Origin of the sequence: Klebsiella variicola (assembly GCF_000828055.2) — a bacterium.
Lineage (GTDB): Bacteria > Pseudomonadota > Gammaproteobacteria > Enterobacterales > Enterobacteriaceae > Klebsiella > Klebsiella variicola.
The window spans coordinates 2,958,940-2,975,848 of sequence record NZ_CP010523.2; the positions used below are offsets into that span (position 1 = coordinate 2,958,940).

Genomic DNA, 16,909 nt, shown 5'->3' on the forward strand with positions numbered 1-16,909 from the left:
ACCGGGCGGGGGGAAGGAAGGGATTACGGCGTGATCTGCTCCATCGCCTGCAGGACGCGTTTGTCCGAGATAGGATACGGGGTGCCCAGCTGCTGGGCGAAGAAGCTCACGCGCAATTCCTCGATCATCCAGCGGATCTCCCGGACATCGTCGTCCTCACGGCGGTTCGGCGGCAGCTTATTCAGCCACTGCTGCCACGCCTGCTGCACGCTCTCAATTTTCAGCATCTGTGCGCGATCGCGGTGCGGATCGATAGCCATCTTCTCGAGACGCTTTTCAATCGCCTGCAGATAACGCAGCGTATCGCCAAGACGGCGGAAACCGTTGCCGGTGACAAAACCGCGATACACCAGACCCGCCATCTGCGCTTTGATATCCGACAGCCCCAGCGCCATGGTCATATCCACGCGGCCTTTCAGCCGTTTGTTGATATTGAACACCGCGGTGAGGATCTGCTCGACCTGTTTAGCGATCTCCACCACCGTGTCGTTGAGCTCGGCTCGCACTTTATCGTGCAATTGACTGAAGCCCTCTTCCGTCCACACCGGACCACCCGCCTCGTCGATAAGCTTATCAACGCCGCAGGAGATGCAATCGTCAATCAGATCCAGCACTTTACCGTACGGGTTAAAATAGAGCCCAAGCTTGGCTTTGTTCGGCAGTTTTTCGTGCAGATACTTAATTGGCGACGGGATGTTGAGCAGCAGCAGGCGGCGCAGACCACGCCACATGGCCTGCTGCTGTTCCTGTGGATTATCAAACAGCTTGATAGCCACGCTGTCGCGCTCGTCCACCAGCGCCGGCCAGGCTTTCACCTTATAGTTGCCGCGTTTCTGTTCGTAACTTTCCGCCAGCGTACCAAAGCTCCAGATATGCAGCCCGCTCTGCTCGATGCCGTCATCGGCCACCGCCGACAGCGTCTCCTGAACTTTGCCCTTCAGCGCGTCTTTCAACGCCTGCAGCGAGCGCCCTTCCTGAAGCTTCTTGTTTTTGTCATCCACCACCCGGAAGGTGATTTTCAGGTGATCGGGCACCTGATCCCACAGCCAGGCCTCGCGGTCGATGGTCACGCCGGTCATCTTACGCAGCTCACGCTCCAGCGAATCAAGCAGCGGCAGCTCAAGCGGCGTCGCCCGGCCGAGAAACGCTTCCGCATAGTTAGGGGCCGGGACGAAATTGCGCCGCACCGGCTTCGGCAGCGATTTTATCAGCGCGATAATCAGCTCGCGACGCAGGCCGGGGATCTGCCACTCAAATCCGGCCTCCTCCACCTGGTTCAGCAGCGGCAGCGGAATATGCACCGTCACGCCATCGGCATCGGCGCCCGGTTCAAACTGGTAGCTAAGCCGCAGCTTGAGGTTGCCCTGATGCCAGAAGTTCGGATAGTCCAGCTTGCTGACCTGCTCCGCCCCTTCTTTAATCAGCATGCTCTTTTCAAAATTGAGCAAGTCTGGCGTTTCGCGGCTGGCCTGCTTCCACCAGGCATCAAAATGACGGGCGGAGATGACGTCGTGGCTAATGCGCTGGTCGTAGAACTCGAACAGGGTTTCGTCATCCACCAGGATGTCGCGGCGGCGCGATTTATGCTCCAGCTCTTCGATTTCCGCCCGCAGCTTCAGGTTTTCCCGGAAGAAGGCATGCCGCGTCTGCCAGTCGCCCTCCACCAGCGCGTGGCGGATAAACAGTTCGCGGCACAGCGCCGGGTCGATCTGGCTGTAGTTGACCTTGCGTGCGCCAACGATCGGCAGGCCGTAGACGGTGACCTTCTCCGTCGCCATCACCGCGCCCTGCGCCCGCTCCCAGTGCGGTTCGCTGTATGAGCGCTTGATCAGGTGCTGCGCGACCGGCTCAACCCACTCCGGCTCAATGCGGGCGGCGATGCGCCCCCACAGCCGGCTGGTTTCCACCAGTTCCGCCACCATCGTCCATTTTGGCGGCTTTTTAAACAAACCGGAACCCGGGAAGATGGAGAAGCGGGCGTTGCGCGCGCCGGTAAACTCCTGCTTATCGGCATCCTTCATGCCGATGTGCGACAGCAAACCGGTCAGCAACGCGGTATGGATCTCGCGATATTCCGCCGGCTCGCTGTTGATCGGCAGGCCGAGCTCTTTCACCACCTGGCGCAACTGGGTGTAGATGTCCTGCCACTCGCGCACGCGCAGATAGTTAAGAAAATCGACCCGGCACTGGCGGCGGAACTGATTCGACGACAGCGCCTTCTGCTGCTCGCCAAGGTAGTTCCACAGATTGACGAAGGCGAGGAAATCGGACTCTTTATCGTGGAAACGGCGGTGCTTCTCATCGGAGGCCTGCTGTTTGTCCATCGGCCGCTCGCGCGGGTCCTGAATCGACAGCGCGGAGGTGATGATCATCGCTTCCCGCACGCAGCCGTGCTTCTGCGCCTCCAGCACCATGCGCGCCAGACGGGGATCCACCGGCAGTTGGCTGAGCTGGCGGCCCATCGGCGTCAGCTTATAGGCGGTGGCCTGCTCATCGGTGGTGATGGCGCCCAGCTCTTCCAGCAGGCGCACGCCGTCCTGGATATTGCGCTTATCCGGCGCTTCGACAAACGGGAAGGCGGCGATATCGCCTAAGCCCAGGGCGGTCATCTGCAGGATGACCGACGCCAGGTTGGTACGCAGAATTTCCGGGTCAGTAAACTCCGGGCGCGACAGGAAATCGTCTTCCGAATAAAGACGAATACAGATCCCTTCCGAAACGCGGCCGCAGCGGCCCTTACGCTGGTTGGCGGACGCCTGGGAAACCGGCTCGATCGGCAGGCGCTGCACCTTGGTGCGGTAGCTGTAACGGCTGATACGCGCAGTACCGGGATCGATAACGTATTTAATGCCCGGCACGGTCAGCGAAGTTTCCGCCACGTTGGTCGCCAGCACGATGCGTCGTCCGCTGTGCGGCTGGAAGACGCGGTTCTGCTCGCTGTTGGACAGGCGGGCATACAGCGGCAGCACTTCAGTATGGCGCAGATCCAGCTTATTCAGCGCATCAGCGGTATCGCGAATTTCCCGCTCACCGCTCATAAAGATCAGAATATCGCCGGGCCCTTCGCGCCCCAGTTCGTCAACCGCATCAAAAATCGCCTGTAATTGATCGCGCTCGGTGTCGTCCGCCTCTTCCACTATCGGCCGGTAGCGGACTTCCACCGGGTAAGTCCGCCCGGAGACTTCGATAATGGGCGCATGATTGAAATGCTTTGAGAAACGTTCCGGGTCGATGGTCGCCGAGGTAATGATGATTTTCAGGTCCGGGCGGCGCGGCAGGAGCTCTTTCAGATAGCCGAGCAGAAAATCAATGTTCAGACTGCGCTCGTGCGCTTCATCGATAATGATGGTGTCGTACTGCATCAGCAGGCGATCCTGCTGGATCTCCGCCAGCAGAATACCGTCGGTCATCAGCTTGACCATGGTGTTGTCGCTGACGTGATCGCTAAAGCGGACTTTATAGCCGATGCAACCGCCCGGCTCCGTTTGCAGCTCCTCGGCGATACGGTTGGCGACGGTTCGCGCGGCCAGACGACGCGGCTGGGTATGGCCGATCAGCCCTTTCAGCCCGCGGCCCAGCTCCATGCAGATTTTTGGCAGCTGGGTGGTTTTACCCGAACCGGTCTCTCCGGCGACGATCACCACCTGGTGATCGCGCACCGCCTCGAGAATCTCTTGTTTTTTCTGGCTAACCGGCAGGTTTTCAGGATAGGTGATGGCCGGACGCGCCGCTTCGCGCAGCAGGACTTTACCGGCTGCCTGGCTTATCTCCTGCGCCATCTCCTGGAGGATGGCCTGTTGCGATTCAGGATTTTTAACCTTCTTCACGCCGTGCAGACGGCGGGCGAAGCGCGTTTTGTCGCGCAGCATCAGGCCGTCGAGCTGTTGATAAAGCTGGGGGAAGGTGATTTTTTGTTGTTCTGTCATAGCGTTATCGGGCAGAGCTCTGCCGGGAAAATCTCTTTTGATGTATTGCCTTAGAGTACCACATCTGTGTCATCCGTGCCTTGTTCAAAAAATCTGAACATAGGATTCGATATATTGCGCTATCTCTGTGGCGCGATTGTGAATACAGTGTCAACAAGCACCAGGGCATTGACCCGTCAATCACATTAAAAAAGGAAACACCCATGAGCAAAGTATTAGTTCTGAAATCCAGTATTCTGGCAGGGTACTCACAATCTGGTCAGCTTTCCGACTATTTTGTTGAACAATGGCAGGAAAAACACCCGGGCGACGAGATCACCGTGCGTGACCTGGCCGCTAATCCGATCCCGGTTCTGGATGGTGAACTGGTTGGCGCCCTGCGTCCGAGCGACGCGCCGCTGACTCCGCGTCAGCAGGAAGCGCTGGCCCTTTCCGACGAGCTGATCGCCGAACTGAAAGGCAATGATGTGATTGTTATCGCTGCGCCGATGTACAACTTCAACATCCCGACGCAGCTGAAAAACTATTTTGACCTGGTGGCTCGCGCCGGCGTCACCTTCCGCTACACCGAGAAAGGGCCGGAAGGTCTGGTGACCGGTAAACGTGCAGTCGTCGTGACCAGCCGCGGCGGTATCCATAAAGATACCCCGACCGACCTGGTCACCCCGTACCTGTCCACCTTCCTCGGCTTCATCGGCATCACCGACGTGAACTTCGTGTTCGCCGAAGGTATCGCTTACGGCCCGGAAGTGGCGGCCAAAGCGCAGTCCGATGCCAAAGCGGCCATCGACAGCGTGGTTGCAGCCTAAGATTTCCACTCCCGCCGCCCGGCGGGAGTGTTTTTTCCCCTCGCCCATCCCCCTTTTACGAGCCGCCTCGTAAATTCACACATCATTCCAACGCCTTAAGCCACCAGCCTGTACCATGGCTGTCGCCGCGCGAATCTGGCTCACTCCCGGTCGCTGACGGCAACCGTTGTCATGGTCAAAAACAGGAGTGCGTACTATGTACACTCGATGGTGTACATGGTACCTTAGCAAGGAGCGTTTTCGTGTGTCATGCCATTGAATTTATCGAAACGTCGCTATTTACCCGCCAGATAAAACAGCTGGCCAGCGATGAAGATCTGAGGGCACTGCAGAGGCAACTCATAGGCAATCCGGATTTCGGCGATCTTATCCAGGATACCGGCGGGTTACGGAAAATAAGAATGGCGACAGGCTCACAGGGAAAAAGCGGCGGCGTGCGGGTGATTTATTTTCTGGCAACCCGCGAGATCATCTATCTCGTCTTAGCCTACCCCAAGCACACCAAAGAGAGCCTGAGCGCAGCGGAAAAAAACGAACTCAGGAAACTGACCCGGCGACTAAAAAATGAGGTTTGAAATGGGTTACTTCAACGAACTTAAAGCGTCCCTGGAAGAGGCTGTTGAGATCAAAGACGGCAACAAGGCCCCAGCCCGAGCGACGCGCTATGAAGTTGCTGATGTGAAAGCCATCCGCACTCAGCTTAATGTTTCGCAGGCGGAGATGGCAAAAGCGCTGGGTACCAGCGTGGATACTATCAAAAGTTGGGAGTCCAGGCGGCGCAACCCGACAGGCCTGGCAGCAAAAGTACTGGCGGTTATCCAGGCCAACCCGGCGTTCTTTCGTGAACTGGCTGAGCACTAATCCACCGAGCCCCTCCGGGTTGCCCTGGAAAGTTAGCGCTGCGTTTTTGGCCGCAGGTTTTCATCAAATTCCAGTCGCTTACGCCCTGCTTCCACTTCCCGTAATGGCTCCACCTGATGCAGCGTCTGCTTACAGCGCTCCACCAGCACCTGGTATTCACGGGTACCCTGTTTTTTCCACGCCAGCTCCTGTTCGCTCAGGGTGCGAATCGCTTTTGCCGGGCTGCCGATAATCAGATGGTTGGCGGGCATCTCGGCGTTGGCTTTGACAAAGGCCGAAGCGCCGACAATGCTGTTTTCGCCAATGACCGCCCCGTCGATAATCACCGCGCTCATGCCCACCAGCGCGTTGCGTCCAATCACGCAGCCGTGCAGAATAGCGCCGTGACCGATGTGGCCATCCTCTTCCACCACCGTATCCTGGCCGGGGAATCCATGCATGACGCAGTTGTCCTGAATATTGGCGCCGTCTTTGACCACGATGCGGCCAAAATCGCCGCGCAGACTGGCGTTGGGCCCAACATAGACCCCTTTGCCGAGGATCACGTCGCCAATCAGCACGGCGGTTGGGTGGACGTAGCTCTCCTCCGGCACCACTGGCGTCAGTCCATCAATCTGATAAATCGGCATGCAACCTCCTTATGCGCCCGGCAAACCGCCAAAGCGCTGATAATAGAGCGGGCCCGGCGCCGGAAGCTCGCCCACCGAGCTTTCCCCTTTCTCGCTGACGAACGCCAGCGCGCCGGGATTCACGCGTTGATAAATATTGATACACAGCTGGCGGGCGGTTTGCCCCGCCCAGTGCGCCGGCAGCAGCTCCTCCGGCAGCAGCGGATCTTTGAGCACCACCCGGCGATAAAAATGGATCAGCAGCAGCTGGATCTGGAAACAGCGCTCAGGCGTCAGCTCGGCCGGGTCGCAGTCGCGCAGCAGCGGCAGTAACGGTCGGAATAGCGAGATGAAAGATTCATACATCTCGTTTTGTTCAGTGAGATGCCAGCACTCCTCCACGCGGCTGCGCAGCGCCGCACGGGAGAGCGCCAGCGGCGAATGGGCTTCAAAACAGATGACGTTTTCGGCGACGCCCGCTTCGTGGAGCAGCGACTGGACATCGGCCAGTTTTTGCGACGGCGAGGCCAGCAGGCTGGGCGCCAGCGCGCCAAAGCCCTGCCACAGCAGCTGCTTTTTGACGTCGGCGAGCACATTTTTCTCCAGGCCTTCCGAAAGCAGCAGCAGCCAGGTACCGTCCCATTCCGGGGCACTGGCGCGATAAATTTTATGTTCCGCGCGCCGGGTCAGGCGCAGCCCTTTATCGCTCAGGCGATAGAAGCTGCGCCGGCCGATACGGACGACATCGAGCCACTCTTCTTTATTGAGGCGAAATAGCGCGGTGCGGACAAAGCGCTCGCCGAAGCCTAATCCTTCCAGCAGCGCCGCAACGCTGCCCAGCCACACTTCCCCACCGCGCTGCAATAAAGCGTCGCCATACAGCGAGGCAATTAATGACGTGCCGCTGATCGGCATCGCCGTCACCGCTTGTTGAATAAAGGCGTCGAGTTTACTCATCTGATTCATTCTGTTGTTATTTTTTTCCTTTATGAATCATAGCACAGGAAATTCCCGGCTTACGGCGTAAAGGCCTCAGCCGGGTAACCGGGGAGAGAATTAACCGCTGACCACCGCTTTACGCAGGTCGAATACCCGACAGGCTTTCCCTTCAGAGCGAGGAATGGTGCCGCAGTTGACGATAGTAATATCGGTGGAGATCCCGACCATCGACTTAATGCGGTGACGCAACTGATGGCAAATCTGGCAGCGTTGTTCATGACTTAACGCCAGCCCGCTCTCTTTCAGCTCAACGCGTACCGCCAGCGAATCAAGATGACCGCGGCGATTGACCTCTAACTGATAGTGCGGCGCCAGGTGTTCAAACTTGAGGATCTCCTCTTCCAGCTGCGAGGGGAAGACGTTAACCCCGCGGATAATCAGCATATCGTCGCTGCGCCCGCTGATGCGATCCATGCGGCGCATGGTCCGCGCGGTTCCTGGCAGCAGGCGCGTCAGATCGCGGGTACGATAGCGGATCACCGGCAGCGCTTCTTTGGTCAACGTGGTAAACAGCAGTTCGCCATGCTCGCCATCTTCCAGCGGCGTACCGTCGTCCGGGTTGACGATTTCCGGGAAGAAGTGGTCTTCCCAGATGGTCGGGCCGTCAACGGTTTCCAGACATTCCATCGCTACGCCCGGCCCCATGACTTCCGACAAACCGTAAATATCCAGGGCGGTGATCCCCAGGCGGCGCTCGATCTCCGCGCGCATCGCCAGCGTCCACGGCTCGGCGCCAAACACGCCGACGCGTAACGAGCAGCCGCGGGCGTCACCGCCCATCTGGCGCTCAAGCTCTTCAATCAGATTCAGGCAGTAGGACGGCGTCACCATGATCATATCCGGCTGAAAATCGCGGATCAGCTGCGCCTGTTTTTCGGTCTGTCCGCCGGACATTGGGATCACCGTCGCGCCTAAACGCTCCGCGCCGTAGTGCGCGCCAAGGCCGCCGGTAAACAGGCCGTAGCCGTAGGCGACGTGAATTTTATCTTTCGCCGTGCCGCCGGCGGCGCGCAGCGAACGGGCGACGATATTGGCCCAGTTATCAATATCGTTCTGCGTGTAGCCCACCACCGTCGGTTTGCCGGTGGTGCCGGAAGAGGCGTGAATGCGCACCACCTGCTCCATCGGCACCGCGAAGGTATCGAAGGGATAGTTGTCGCGCAGATCTTGTTTGGTGGTACAGGGGAATTTTTGCAGATCGTTTAATTCCCGAAAGTCGTCAGGGTGCACGCCGGCGGCGTCGAATTTGCGGCGATACATCGGCACATTGTCATACGCATGCTTCAGCGTCCATTTCAGTCGCTGGGTTTGCAGGGCCTGCAGTTCGTCACGCGATGCGGTTTCAATCGGATCTAATTTTGTAGTAGTTATCATTGTAGGGTACTCGCAGGTAAATTAGCTCACACTCGCTCGAGGATCATGGCAATGCCCTGACCCACGCCAATACACATCGTACACAGCGCATAGCGCCCGCCCCGGCGTTGCAGCTCAAGGCTGGCGCTCAGCGCTAACCGCGCGCCGCTCATGCCCAGCGGATGGCCTAACGCGATGGCGCCGCCGTTGGGATTCACATGCGCCGCATCATCCGGCACGCCGAGCTGTCTGAGCACCCCCAGCGCCTGCGCGGCGAAGGCCTCATTCAGCTCAATCAAATCCATATCGTTAATATTGAGTCCGGCCCGCTCCAGCACTTTACGCACCGCCGGTACCGGCCCCAGCCCCATCAGGCGCGGTTCAACACCCGCCGTCGCCATCGCCACGATACGCGCGCGCGGCGTGAGCCCCTGTACGCTGGCCTGCTGTTCACTGGCGATAATCAGCGCCGCTGCGCCATCGTTAACGCCAGAAGCATTTCCAGCCGTAATGACTCCGCCTTTACGGAACGGCGCTTTTAATAGCGCGAGTTGCTCAAGCGTGGTTTCCGGGCGGGGATGCTCATCATCGCGTACCGCGCTGACCGCCCCTTTCTTGCCGATGATCTGCACCGGCACGATCTCCTGCGCCAGAATGCCGTCACGCTGGGCCTGCGCCGTACGCTGCTGGCTGCGCCAGGCGAAAGCGTCCTGATCGATCCGGCTGATATTTAACAATTCAGCTACATTCTCGGCCGTTTCCGGCATGCTGTCAGTTCCGAAGTGTTGCGCCATGAGCGGGTTCACAAAACGCCAGCCAATCGTGGTATCGAAGAGTTCCGCCTGACGCTGATAAGGCGCGCTGGCTTTTCCCATCACGAACGGCGCGCGAGACATCGATTCCACGCCGCCGGCAATCAACAGATCGGCATCGCCGGCTTTGATCGCCCTGGCGGCAAAACCGATTGCATCCAGACCCGATCCGCACAAGCGGTTAATCGTGGTGCCCGGCACGGTATGCGGATAACCTGCCAACAACGTCGCCATATGCGTTACGTTGCGGTTATCTTCACCGGCCTGGTTAGCACAACCGAAAATCACATCATCAATTGCTGCCGGGTCGAGCCCGGGGTTACGGCTCAGCAACTCACGTAGCGGGATCGCCGCCAGGTCGTCGGCGCGGACGCCGGCCAGCGCGCCGCCGTAGCGGCCAATCGGCGTGCGGATCCCGTCACAAATAAAGGCGTCGCGCATTACACGTCTCCTGTGATTGTGCCGCCGATGCGGTGCGATTTGCCGCGGAACAGGGCCACAATCTTTTGCTGTTGATTAACAATTTCGATGTCGTAGACGCCGGTCAGCTTGCCCTGCTGTTTGACTCGGGCGGTGGCGACCAGCCGGTCGCCGGCAAACGCCGGACGAAGAAAATCAATGTTTGCCGCCGAAGCCACCGCCGCCAGCCCCTGGCTGTTACAGGCGTAGGCGAAAGCGGTATCGGCGAGCGTAAATAGCTGACCGCCGTGACAGGTTTGATGACCGTTAAGCATGTCCGCCGAGACGGTCATGCTCATCTGCGCAAAGCCGTCGTCCATTTCGATAAGTTCGATCCCCATCTTTCTGGCGCAGGTATCTTTTTCGTACATCACGCGCGCGTTGCGCCACGCATCATTGCTCATGGTGCTTCTCCATCAGCGCCTTCTGGCGCAACAGGGAACAGGGACGATAGCGCTCCTCGCCATAATGGTGTTGCAGGTTCTCCAGCAGTTGCAGCACCCGTCGCCAGCCAAGGCGTTCTCCCCATGCCAGCGGGCCGTGCGGATAATTGACGCCAAGGCGCATCGCGGTATCGATATCCTGCGGGCTGGCGACGCCTTTTTGCAGCGCATCCAGCGCTTCGTTAATCAGCATCGCCACCGTGCGCCACACCAGCAGGCCGGGATAATCGGCAATATGCAGGACTTTCTTGCCCTGCTGTTGGAAGTAATGCACGGCCTTATCAGTGGCCGCAGGCGCGTTGGTCGCCGCTGCGGCCAGCACCACCGTATCGCTGGCGCACAGGTCATACACCACCACCGGGCGGTGATGCTTAACGCTTAGCGCCAGCGCGGTCTCACCTTCGGTCTCCAGCAACAGCAGTTCGTCCAGCTCAGTGACACTGTCACTTATCGTCATCACGGATTGAGCGCCATTGGCAACCGGCGGCAACGCCGCGTCCGGCAGTGTCTCAGCGGGCCAGCGATAGACGCCGTAACCGCTCTTTTTACCCAGCCGCCCGGCCAGCGCCAGCTCTTGCTGGAGGAGCGATGGCAGGTAGCGGCGGTCCTGCCAGAAGGCGTTAAACACCGAACAGGTCACGGCGAAATTGACGTCCTGGCCAATCAGATCAGTCAGCGCCAGGGGTCCCATCGGAAAACCGCCGCCGTCACGCAAAGCGGCATCGATAACCTCCGGGGCGGCAACCTGCTCTTCCAGCGCGCGCCAGGCCTCGGCGTAGAACGGACGCGCTACGCGGTTAACGATAAAACCGGGCGTTGAGCGGCAGCGTACCGGCTGTTTCCCCCAGCCGCTTACGCACTGGCACAGCTGCTCTACTACCTCAGCAGACGTCTCCAGGCCGCTGACCACCTCGACCAGCTTCATCACCGGCGCCGGATTAAAAAAGTGCAGCCCGGCCACCCGCTCCGGGTTTTTGACCCCGGCGGCGATGGCGGTAATCGAAATAGACGAAGTGTTACTGGTCAACAACGTTGACGGCGCGCAGATCTCCGCCAGCTGCGCGAACAGCGCCGTTTTGACCTCCAGCCGTTCAGAGGCCGCTTCAATCACTAAATCCGCGTCGGCAAGCGCGGCTAAATCGTGAGCCGGATGCAGGCGCGCCAGCAGCGCGTCGGCCTGCTCTGACGCCAGTTTGCCGCGCTCGACCCGTGAGGCGAGACGCCTGGCAATGCCGTCGATCGCCCGGGCAATGGCCTGATGATCGATGTCGTAAATCAGCACCGGATGTCCGGCGGCGGCAGCCACTTCGGCGATGCCGGCCCCCATGGTGCCGCTGCCGATCACCGCCACGTTGGCTAAGGATGTTGTCATGGCCTATTTCCCGCTGAACTGTGGTGGCCGTTTGGCCAGAAACGCGCTGACCCCTTCGCGGTAATCATCGCTGCGTCCGGCCAGGCGCTGATAATCGCGCTCCAGATCCAGCTGCGCATCGAGACTGTTGGTTTCAGAAGCCAGCAGCGCCTTTTTAATCAGCCCAAGACCAAACGTCGGCTGCGCCGCCAGATGGCGCGCCAGCTGCAGACTGGTATCCGCCAGTTCTGAATCGTCCACCAGTTGCCAGATCATTCCCCACTGCGCGGCCTGTTCCGCGCTGAGGCTATCCCCCAACAGCGCCAGCCCCATCGCGCGCGCGCGGCCGGCCACCCGCGGCAGGAACCAGCTACCGCCGCAGTCCGGCACCAGGCCGAGCTTGCTGAACGCCATCACAAATTTCGCCGAACGCGCGGCCAGCACGATATCGCAGCCCAGCGCCAGGGTGGCGCCAGCGCCGGCGGCAACGCCGTTGACCGCGCAGATAACCGGCTTCGGCAGCGCCGCCAGACGGCGCACTAACGGGTTGTAAAAGCGTTCTACCGACAGGCCGAGATCCGGCGGTGGGCCGCTGGGGTCGACATTGCGATCGTTCAAATCCTGGCCGGCGCAAAAGCCGCGACCGGCGCCGGTGATCAGCAGGCAGCGCACGCCATCATCGCGCTCGGCCTGCTTCAGACATTCCGCCAGCTGGTGATGCATCAGATCGTTAAAACTGTTGAGACGGTCCGGGCGATTGAGGGTAATGGTCATGACGCCCTGTTCCACTGCGCTGAGAATGAAAGCTTCCACGATTAGCGTCCTTTAAAGTCCGGTGTACGTTTTTGTAAGAAGGCGTCGATGCCTTCGCGGCGGTCCTCGGTGGCGCTCAGCAGGCTAAACAGCTGGCGCTCCTGTTGCAGACCGGCCTGCAGGCTGACTTCCTGCGACAGGCGCAGCGACTGTTTTGCCGCCCGGAGCGCCAGCGGCGAGTGGCGGGCAATGGTGGTTGCCAGTTTCAGGGCATACTCATCGGTTAACGCCGCCGGATGGATATCACTGACCAGCCCGGCCTGCTGCGCCTGGCGGGCGTCAATACTCTCGCCGCTCAGCACCATTCGGCTGGCCAGCGCCTTGCCTACGCTGCGGATCAGCCGCTGGGTGCCGCCCGCGCCCGGCATAATGCCGAGGGTAATTTCCGGCAGGCCAAAACGGGCGTTGTCGCCGGCGATAATCAGGTCGCACAGCAGGGCCAGCTCGCAGCCGGCGCCAAGCGCGTAGCCGTTGACCGAAGCGATGAGCGGTTTAGTGAAAGCATCAATTCGCGCCCACAACCGTGGGCGAATATCATCCAGGGTGGCAGGCAGATCTTTCTCCGCCATCTCATTGAGGTCGGCCCCGGCGGCAAAAAAACGCGGGTTGCCGCTGATAACGCAGACGCCGACGCTGTCATCAACTGCCGCGGCCTCCAGCGCCTCGGCAATCTGGGTTAAGAGGGCATTGTTCAGCGCGTTGCGGGCCTGCGGGCGGTTTAGCGTCAACTGAAGCACCCGGCCATGACGGTGGATCAGCAGGTCACTCATGCCATCCCCCGCGCGTCAAAGTCGACCACCACATCGCCGCTGGTCGGCAACGACTGGCAGCTCAGGACATATCCCGCCGCCAGCTCATCTGCTTCCAGGCTGTAATTGGCGGCCATCGCCACTTCACCGCGTAGCACTTTGCATTTACAGGTGGCGCATACCCCGCCCTTACAGGCGAACGGCAGATCGGCGCCCTGACGCAATGCGGCATCCAGGATGCTGTCGTCTTCGGCGCTGAGGGCGATAAGCCGATCGCGCCCGTCCTGGCGGATGGTCACCGTGCGCCCTTCCGCCTGCACGCCGGCGGCCCGCTTCACATTGCCGCCTGGGGTATTAAAGCGTTCGAGATGAATCGATTTCTCCGCTACGCCAAGTTCACGTAACGCCGCTTCCGCCTTATCCATCATCGCCGCCGGGCCGCAGATAAAAGCCTCGTCGAAACGGCTAAAATCCAGCAGATGGTCAGCGAGCTGGCGCAGTTTGTCGCCGTCAATGCGCCCCTGTAGCAGATCGCTGTCCATCGACTCCTGGCTAAACAGGTGTATCACCTGCAGGCGCTGCGGATAGCGGTCTTTTAAATCGGCCAGCGCCTGGCGGAACATCATGCTATGGCTGCTGCGGTTGCCGTAGATCAGCGTAAAGCGGCTTTGCGGCTCGGTCGCCAGCGTTGCGCTAATGATCGCCATCATCGGCGTGATCCCGGAACCGGCGGCAATCGCCAGATACTCACCCTGCCGTTCGGCCTGCGGTTGATAACCGAAATGCCCCTGCGGCACCATCACCTCCAGCTCCATACCCTGCTGGATATCGTGCTGGGCGTAGCGCGAGAAGCGCCCGCCGTCGATGGCTTTGACCGCGACGCTAATTTCGCCTGGCGTGCGGCTGCGACAAATGGAGTAACAGCGGCGCAGTTCTTCGCCGCCCAGACGGGCTTTTAGCGTCAGATGCTGGCCCGGGCGAAAGCAGTACTCCGCCTGCAGGGCTTGCGGGATCGCAAAAGTGATGGTCACCGCATCGCGGGTTTCCGGCTCGACTCTCGCCACCTTAAGCGAATGGAACGTCGTCATGGCAACCTCAAATACATTTAAAGTAATCAAAAGGTTCGCGGCAGCTGTCGCAGCGATAGAGCGCTTTGCAGGCCGTGGAACCGAATTCGCTAATCAGCGAGGTATGGGTGCTGCCGCAGCGCGGACAGCTCACCTCAGCGGGCATGTCCGCATGGCAGGCGTGCCCCTGGGGCGGGCTGATGCCATACTGGCGCAGGCGATCGCGGGCATCCTGACTCATCCAGTCGGTGGTCCACGGCGGATCCAGCTGCAGGACGATATGTACCGGCTGAAAACCATGCTCGCTCATGACCGCGCGGATCTCCCCCAGCAGATGCTCCGTCGCCGGACAGCCCGAATAGGTCGGGGTAAAGCCAATCACCCACCCGTCGCCGTGGCGCGCGACGCTGCGCACCATACCGAGGTCGGTGATGGTGAGTACCGGCACTTCCGGATCCGGGATCACGCTTAATAATCCCCAGATGGTACGAACTTCAGCAGGAGCGATATCGGCAAGACGTTGCATAGTCACCTCACTTACCACTGCAGTCCGGGATGCGAACGCTGCAGATATTGCATCTCCGCCAGCAGCGGGCCGAGATGTTCACTGTGCAGCCCCTGTTTGCCGCCGCTGCGGAAGGCCGCTTCCTGCGGGATCTGTAAGCCGGAGTCGAGCAGCGCCGTGTGTACCGCGCTTTGCCATTCGGCCTGAAGCTCGCGCGGATCAACCGCAATGCCCTGCTCAACCAGGCTGAGATCCACTTCATCGGCAAGGAACAGTTCGCCGGTGAAGCGCCACAGATTGTCGACCGCCTGCTGCATTTTGCGATTTGATAACTCGGTGCCGTTACCCAGACGCTCCAGCCAGCCGCGGCTAAAGCGCTGGTGGTAACGCACCTCTTTCAGCCCTTTGGCGGCAATGGCCGCCAGCTGCGTGTCGCGGCTGTTCACCAGCTGGCTGTACAGGGCGACGTGCCAGACATCGATAAAGAACTGGCGGGCGATGGTGTCGGCAAAATTGCCGTTTGGCTGCTCCACCAGCAGCAGGTTGCTGTACTGGCGTTCATCGCGGCCAAAGGCCAGCGTATCTTCGTCGCCGCAGCCGTTAAGCTCGGCGGCATAGCTTAAAAAATTGCGCGCCTGGCCGAGCAGGTCGAGGCCGATGTTGGCCAGCGCAAGATCGATCTCGAGCTCGGGAGCATGGCCGCACCAGGCGCCTAAACGCTGGGCCAGAACCAGACCATTGTCGCCAAGCCGCAGGGCGTAGGTGGCTACGGGGTTAGGGGTATTCATCGCCGCCTCACATGTGTTCCATGCCATCCGGCACGGTATAGAAAGTCGGATGACGGTAGACTTTGCTTTCCGCCGGGTCGAAGAATTCGCCGCGCTCTTCCGGCTGCGAAGCAACGATTTCGCTGGCCTTCACCACCCAAATTGAGCAGCCTTCGCTGCGGCGGGTATAAGCATCGCGGGCATTCTCCAGCGCCATTTGATCATCAGCGGCGTGCAGACTGCCGACGTGACGATGGGATAACCCCTGTTTGCTGCGAACGAACACTTCATATAACGGCCAGTAAACTTTGCTCATGTTGTCTCTCCTCATGCCGCGCTGCGGGCCTGCTGTTTTTGCGCATGGGCCAGCGCGGCCTCGCGCACCCACTCGCCCTCTTCCCAGGCCTTACGCTTGGCGGCCAGCCGCTCGTGATTGCAAATCCCACGGCCGCTAATCACCTCGTTAAATTCCTGCCAGTCGATTTCGCCGAAGCGGTAGTGGCCGCTGGCTTCATCAAACTGCAAATCCGGGTCCGGGACGGTCATACCGAGGATCTCTACCTGCGGCACGGTGTTATCGACGAAGCGCTGACGTAGCTCGTCGTTGGAGTGCAGTTTGATTTTCCACGCCATGCTGCGGGCGCTGTTCGGCGAGTTGTCATCGTTGGGGCCAAACATCATCAGCGCCGGCCACCAGAAACGGTTAATGGCGTCCTGCAGCATCTGCCGCTGCGCGTCATTGCCCTGCGCCAGCGCCATGCAGGCTTCAAAACCCTGACGCTGGTGAAAGCTCTCTTCTTTGCAGATTTTGACCATCGCCCGGGCATAGGGGCCATAGGAGGTCCGGCACAGCGCCACCTGGTTGACGATGGCCGCGCCATCGACCAGCCAGCCGATCACGCCGATATCCGCCCAGCTCAGGGTCGGGTAGTTAAAAATGGAGGAATATTTCATCTGCCCGTCGAGCATTTTCTGATACAGGTCTTCCCGCGCGCAGCCCAGCGTTTCCGCGGCGCTATAAAGATACAGCCCATGCCCGGCCTCATCCTGTACCTTAGCCAGCAGGATCGCTTTGCGGCGCAGCGTCGGCGCGCGGGTGATCCAGTTGCCTTCCGGCAGCATGCCGACGATTTCCGAGTGCGCGTGCTGGCCTATCTGCCGAATCAAGGTCTTACGGTAGGCATCCGGCATCCAGTCCTGCGGTTCGATGGCCGTTTCCTGCGCGATGCGCTGGTCAAAGCGTTGTTCTTCTGTCACGTCATCACCTTTATGATTCCGATATTCACAACAAAAAAATTTATGTGAATCACTTTGTTTATTGAAGGTTACATATTGGTTAAATAAAACCACAAATTTTGTTTGTTCTTTTTGTGATGCTAACCGCAAA

17 protein-coding genes are annotated in these 16,909 nt (G+C 59.8%); 3 read left to right on the forward strand and 14 right to left on the reverse strand.

What is annotated here, in order from left to right; all coding sequences use genetic code 11:
• Positions 1–23: 23 nt before the first annotated feature.
• Positions 24–3,869 (reverse strand): ATP-dependent RNA helicase HrpA, encoded by a 3,846-nt coding sequence (gene hrpA / locus SP68_RS13945; protein ID WP_236946317.1) that lies wholly within the window; start codon positions 3,867–3,869, stop codon positions 24–26.
• Between the two features lie 260 nt (positions 3,870–4,129).
• Between hrpA and azoR the strand changes: the two genes are divergently transcribed.
• The 3 genes from azoR to nadS all read left to right on the forward strand — a co-directional run bounded on the left by azoR (position 4,130) and on the right by nadS (position 5,596).
• Positions 4,130–4,735 (forward strand): FMN-dependent NADH-azoreductase, encoded by a 606-nt coding sequence (gene azoR, locus SP68_RS13950; protein WP_002902889.1) that lies wholly within the window; start codon positions 4,130–4,132, stop codon positions 4,733–4,735.
• Positions 4,736–4,977: 242 nt separating this feature from the next.
• Complete coding sequence (locus SP68_RS13955; protein ID WP_008805112.1) at positions 4,978–5,310, forward strand: type II toxin-antitoxin system RelE/ParE family toxin; 333 nt, start codon at positions 4,978–4,980, stop codon at positions 5,308–5,310.
• 1 nt (position 5,311) lies between these two features.
• The gene (gene nadS, locus SP68_RS13960; RefSeq protein ID WP_012541926.1) at positions 5,312–5,596 is read left to right on the forward strand and encodes a NadS family protein; all 285 of its coding nucleotides are present in this window, start codon (positions 5,312–5,314) and stop codon (positions 5,594–5,596) included.
• Between the two features lie 32 nt (positions 5,597–5,628).
• On the opposite strand, the gene paaY is transcribed toward nadS, so the two are convergent.
• The 13 genes from paaY to paaA all read right to left on the reverse strand — a co-directional run bounded on the left by paaY (position 5,629) and on the right by paaA (position 16,779).
• Positions 5,629–6,225: a phenylacetic acid degradation protein PaaY gene (gene paaY, locus SP68_RS13965; RefSeq protein ID WP_008805114.1), complete on the reverse strand. Its 597-nt coding sequence runs from the start codon at positions 6,223–6,225 to the stop codon at positions 5,629–5,631.
• A gap of 9 nt (positions 6,226–6,234) precedes the next feature.
• Positions 6,235–7,161 (reverse strand): phenylacetic acid degradation operon negative regulatory protein PaaX, encoded by a 927-nt coding sequence (gene paaX / locus SP68_RS13970; protein ID WP_162493262.1) that lies wholly within the window; start codon positions 7,159–7,161, stop codon positions 6,235–6,237.
• Between the two features lie 99 nt (positions 7,162–7,260).
• Positions 7,261–8,577, reverse strand: a complete 1,317-nt coding sequence (paaK, locus tag SP68_RS13975) for a phenylacetate--CoA ligase PaaK (RefSeq protein WP_022064756.1) — start codon at positions 8,575–8,577, stop codon at positions 7,261–7,263.
• Positions 8,578–8,603: 26 nt separating this feature from the next.
• Entirely contained in the window at positions 8,604–9,809 is a 1,206-nt protein-coding gene (gene pcaF / locus SP68_RS13980; protein ID WP_022064755.1) for a 3-oxoadipyl-CoA thiolase, read from the reverse strand.
• A complete protein-coding gene (paaI, locus tag SP68_RS13985; protein ID WP_012541929.1) occupies positions 9,809–10,231 on the reverse strand; it encodes a hydroxyphenylacetyl-CoA thioesterase PaaI in 423 nt (140 codons plus the stop codon). Before paaI ends, pcaF begins: the two co-directional genes overlap by 1 nt.
• Positions 10,221–11,642 (reverse strand): 3-hydroxyacyl-CoA dehydrogenase, encoded by a 1,422-nt coding sequence (locus SP68_RS13990; RefSeq protein WP_032730989.1) that lies wholly within the window; start codon positions 11,640–11,642, stop codon positions 10,221–10,223. The genes paaI and SP68_RS13990 overlap by 11 nt, the downstream gene beginning before the upstream one ends.
• Before the next feature lie 3 nt (positions 11,643–11,645).
• Entirely contained in the window at positions 11,646–12,434 is a 789-nt protein-coding gene (gene paaG / locus SP68_RS13995) for a 2-(1,2-epoxy-1,2-dihydrophenyl)acetyl-CoA isomerase PaaG (RefSeq protein WP_023297510.1), read from the reverse strand.
• A 2-nt stretch (positions 12,435–12,436) separates the two neighbouring features.
• Complete coding sequence (gene paaF, locus SP68_RS14000; protein WP_040968453.1) at positions 12,437–13,204, reverse strand: 2,3-dehydroadipyl-CoA hydratase PaaF; 768 nt, start codon at positions 13,202–13,204, stop codon at positions 12,437–12,439.
• A complete protein-coding gene (gene paaE / locus SP68_RS14005; protein ID WP_040968452.1) occupies positions 13,201–14,271 on the reverse strand; it encodes a 1,2-phenylacetyl-CoA epoxidase subunit PaaE in 1,071 nt (356 codons plus the stop codon). The genes paaF and paaE overlap by 4 nt, the downstream gene beginning before the upstream one ends.
• A gap of 7 nt (positions 14,272–14,278) precedes the next feature.
• Positions 14,279–14,776 carry a 1,2-phenylacetyl-CoA epoxidase subunit PaaD gene (gene paaD, locus SP68_RS14010; protein ID WP_032730218.1) on the reverse strand — a complete coding sequence of 166 codons (498 nt, stop codon included), beginning with the start codon at positions 14,774–14,776 and terminating at the stop codon, positions 14,279–14,281.
• Between the two features lie 11 nt (positions 14,777–14,787).
• Positions 14,788–15,543, reverse strand: a complete 756-nt coding sequence (gene paaC, locus SP68_RS14015) for a 1,2-phenylacetyl-CoA epoxidase subunit PaaC (protein ID WP_022065987.1) — start codon at positions 15,541–15,543, stop codon at positions 14,788–14,790.
• Between the two features lie 7 nt (positions 15,544–15,550).
• Complete coding sequence (paaB, locus tag SP68_RS14020; protein WP_004224492.1) at positions 15,551–15,838, reverse strand: 1,2-phenylacetyl-CoA epoxidase subunit PaaB; 288 nt, start codon at positions 15,836–15,838, stop codon at positions 15,551–15,553.
• Positions 15,839–15,849: 11 nt separating this feature from the next.
• The gene (gene paaA, locus SP68_RS14025) at positions 15,850–16,779 is read right to left on the reverse strand and encodes a 1,2-phenylacetyl-CoA epoxidase subunit PaaA (RefSeq protein WP_004176377.1); all 930 of its coding nucleotides are present in this window, start codon (positions 16,777–16,779) and stop codon (positions 15,850–15,852) included.
• Between the last annotated feature and the right edge of the window lie 130 nt (positions 16,780–16,909).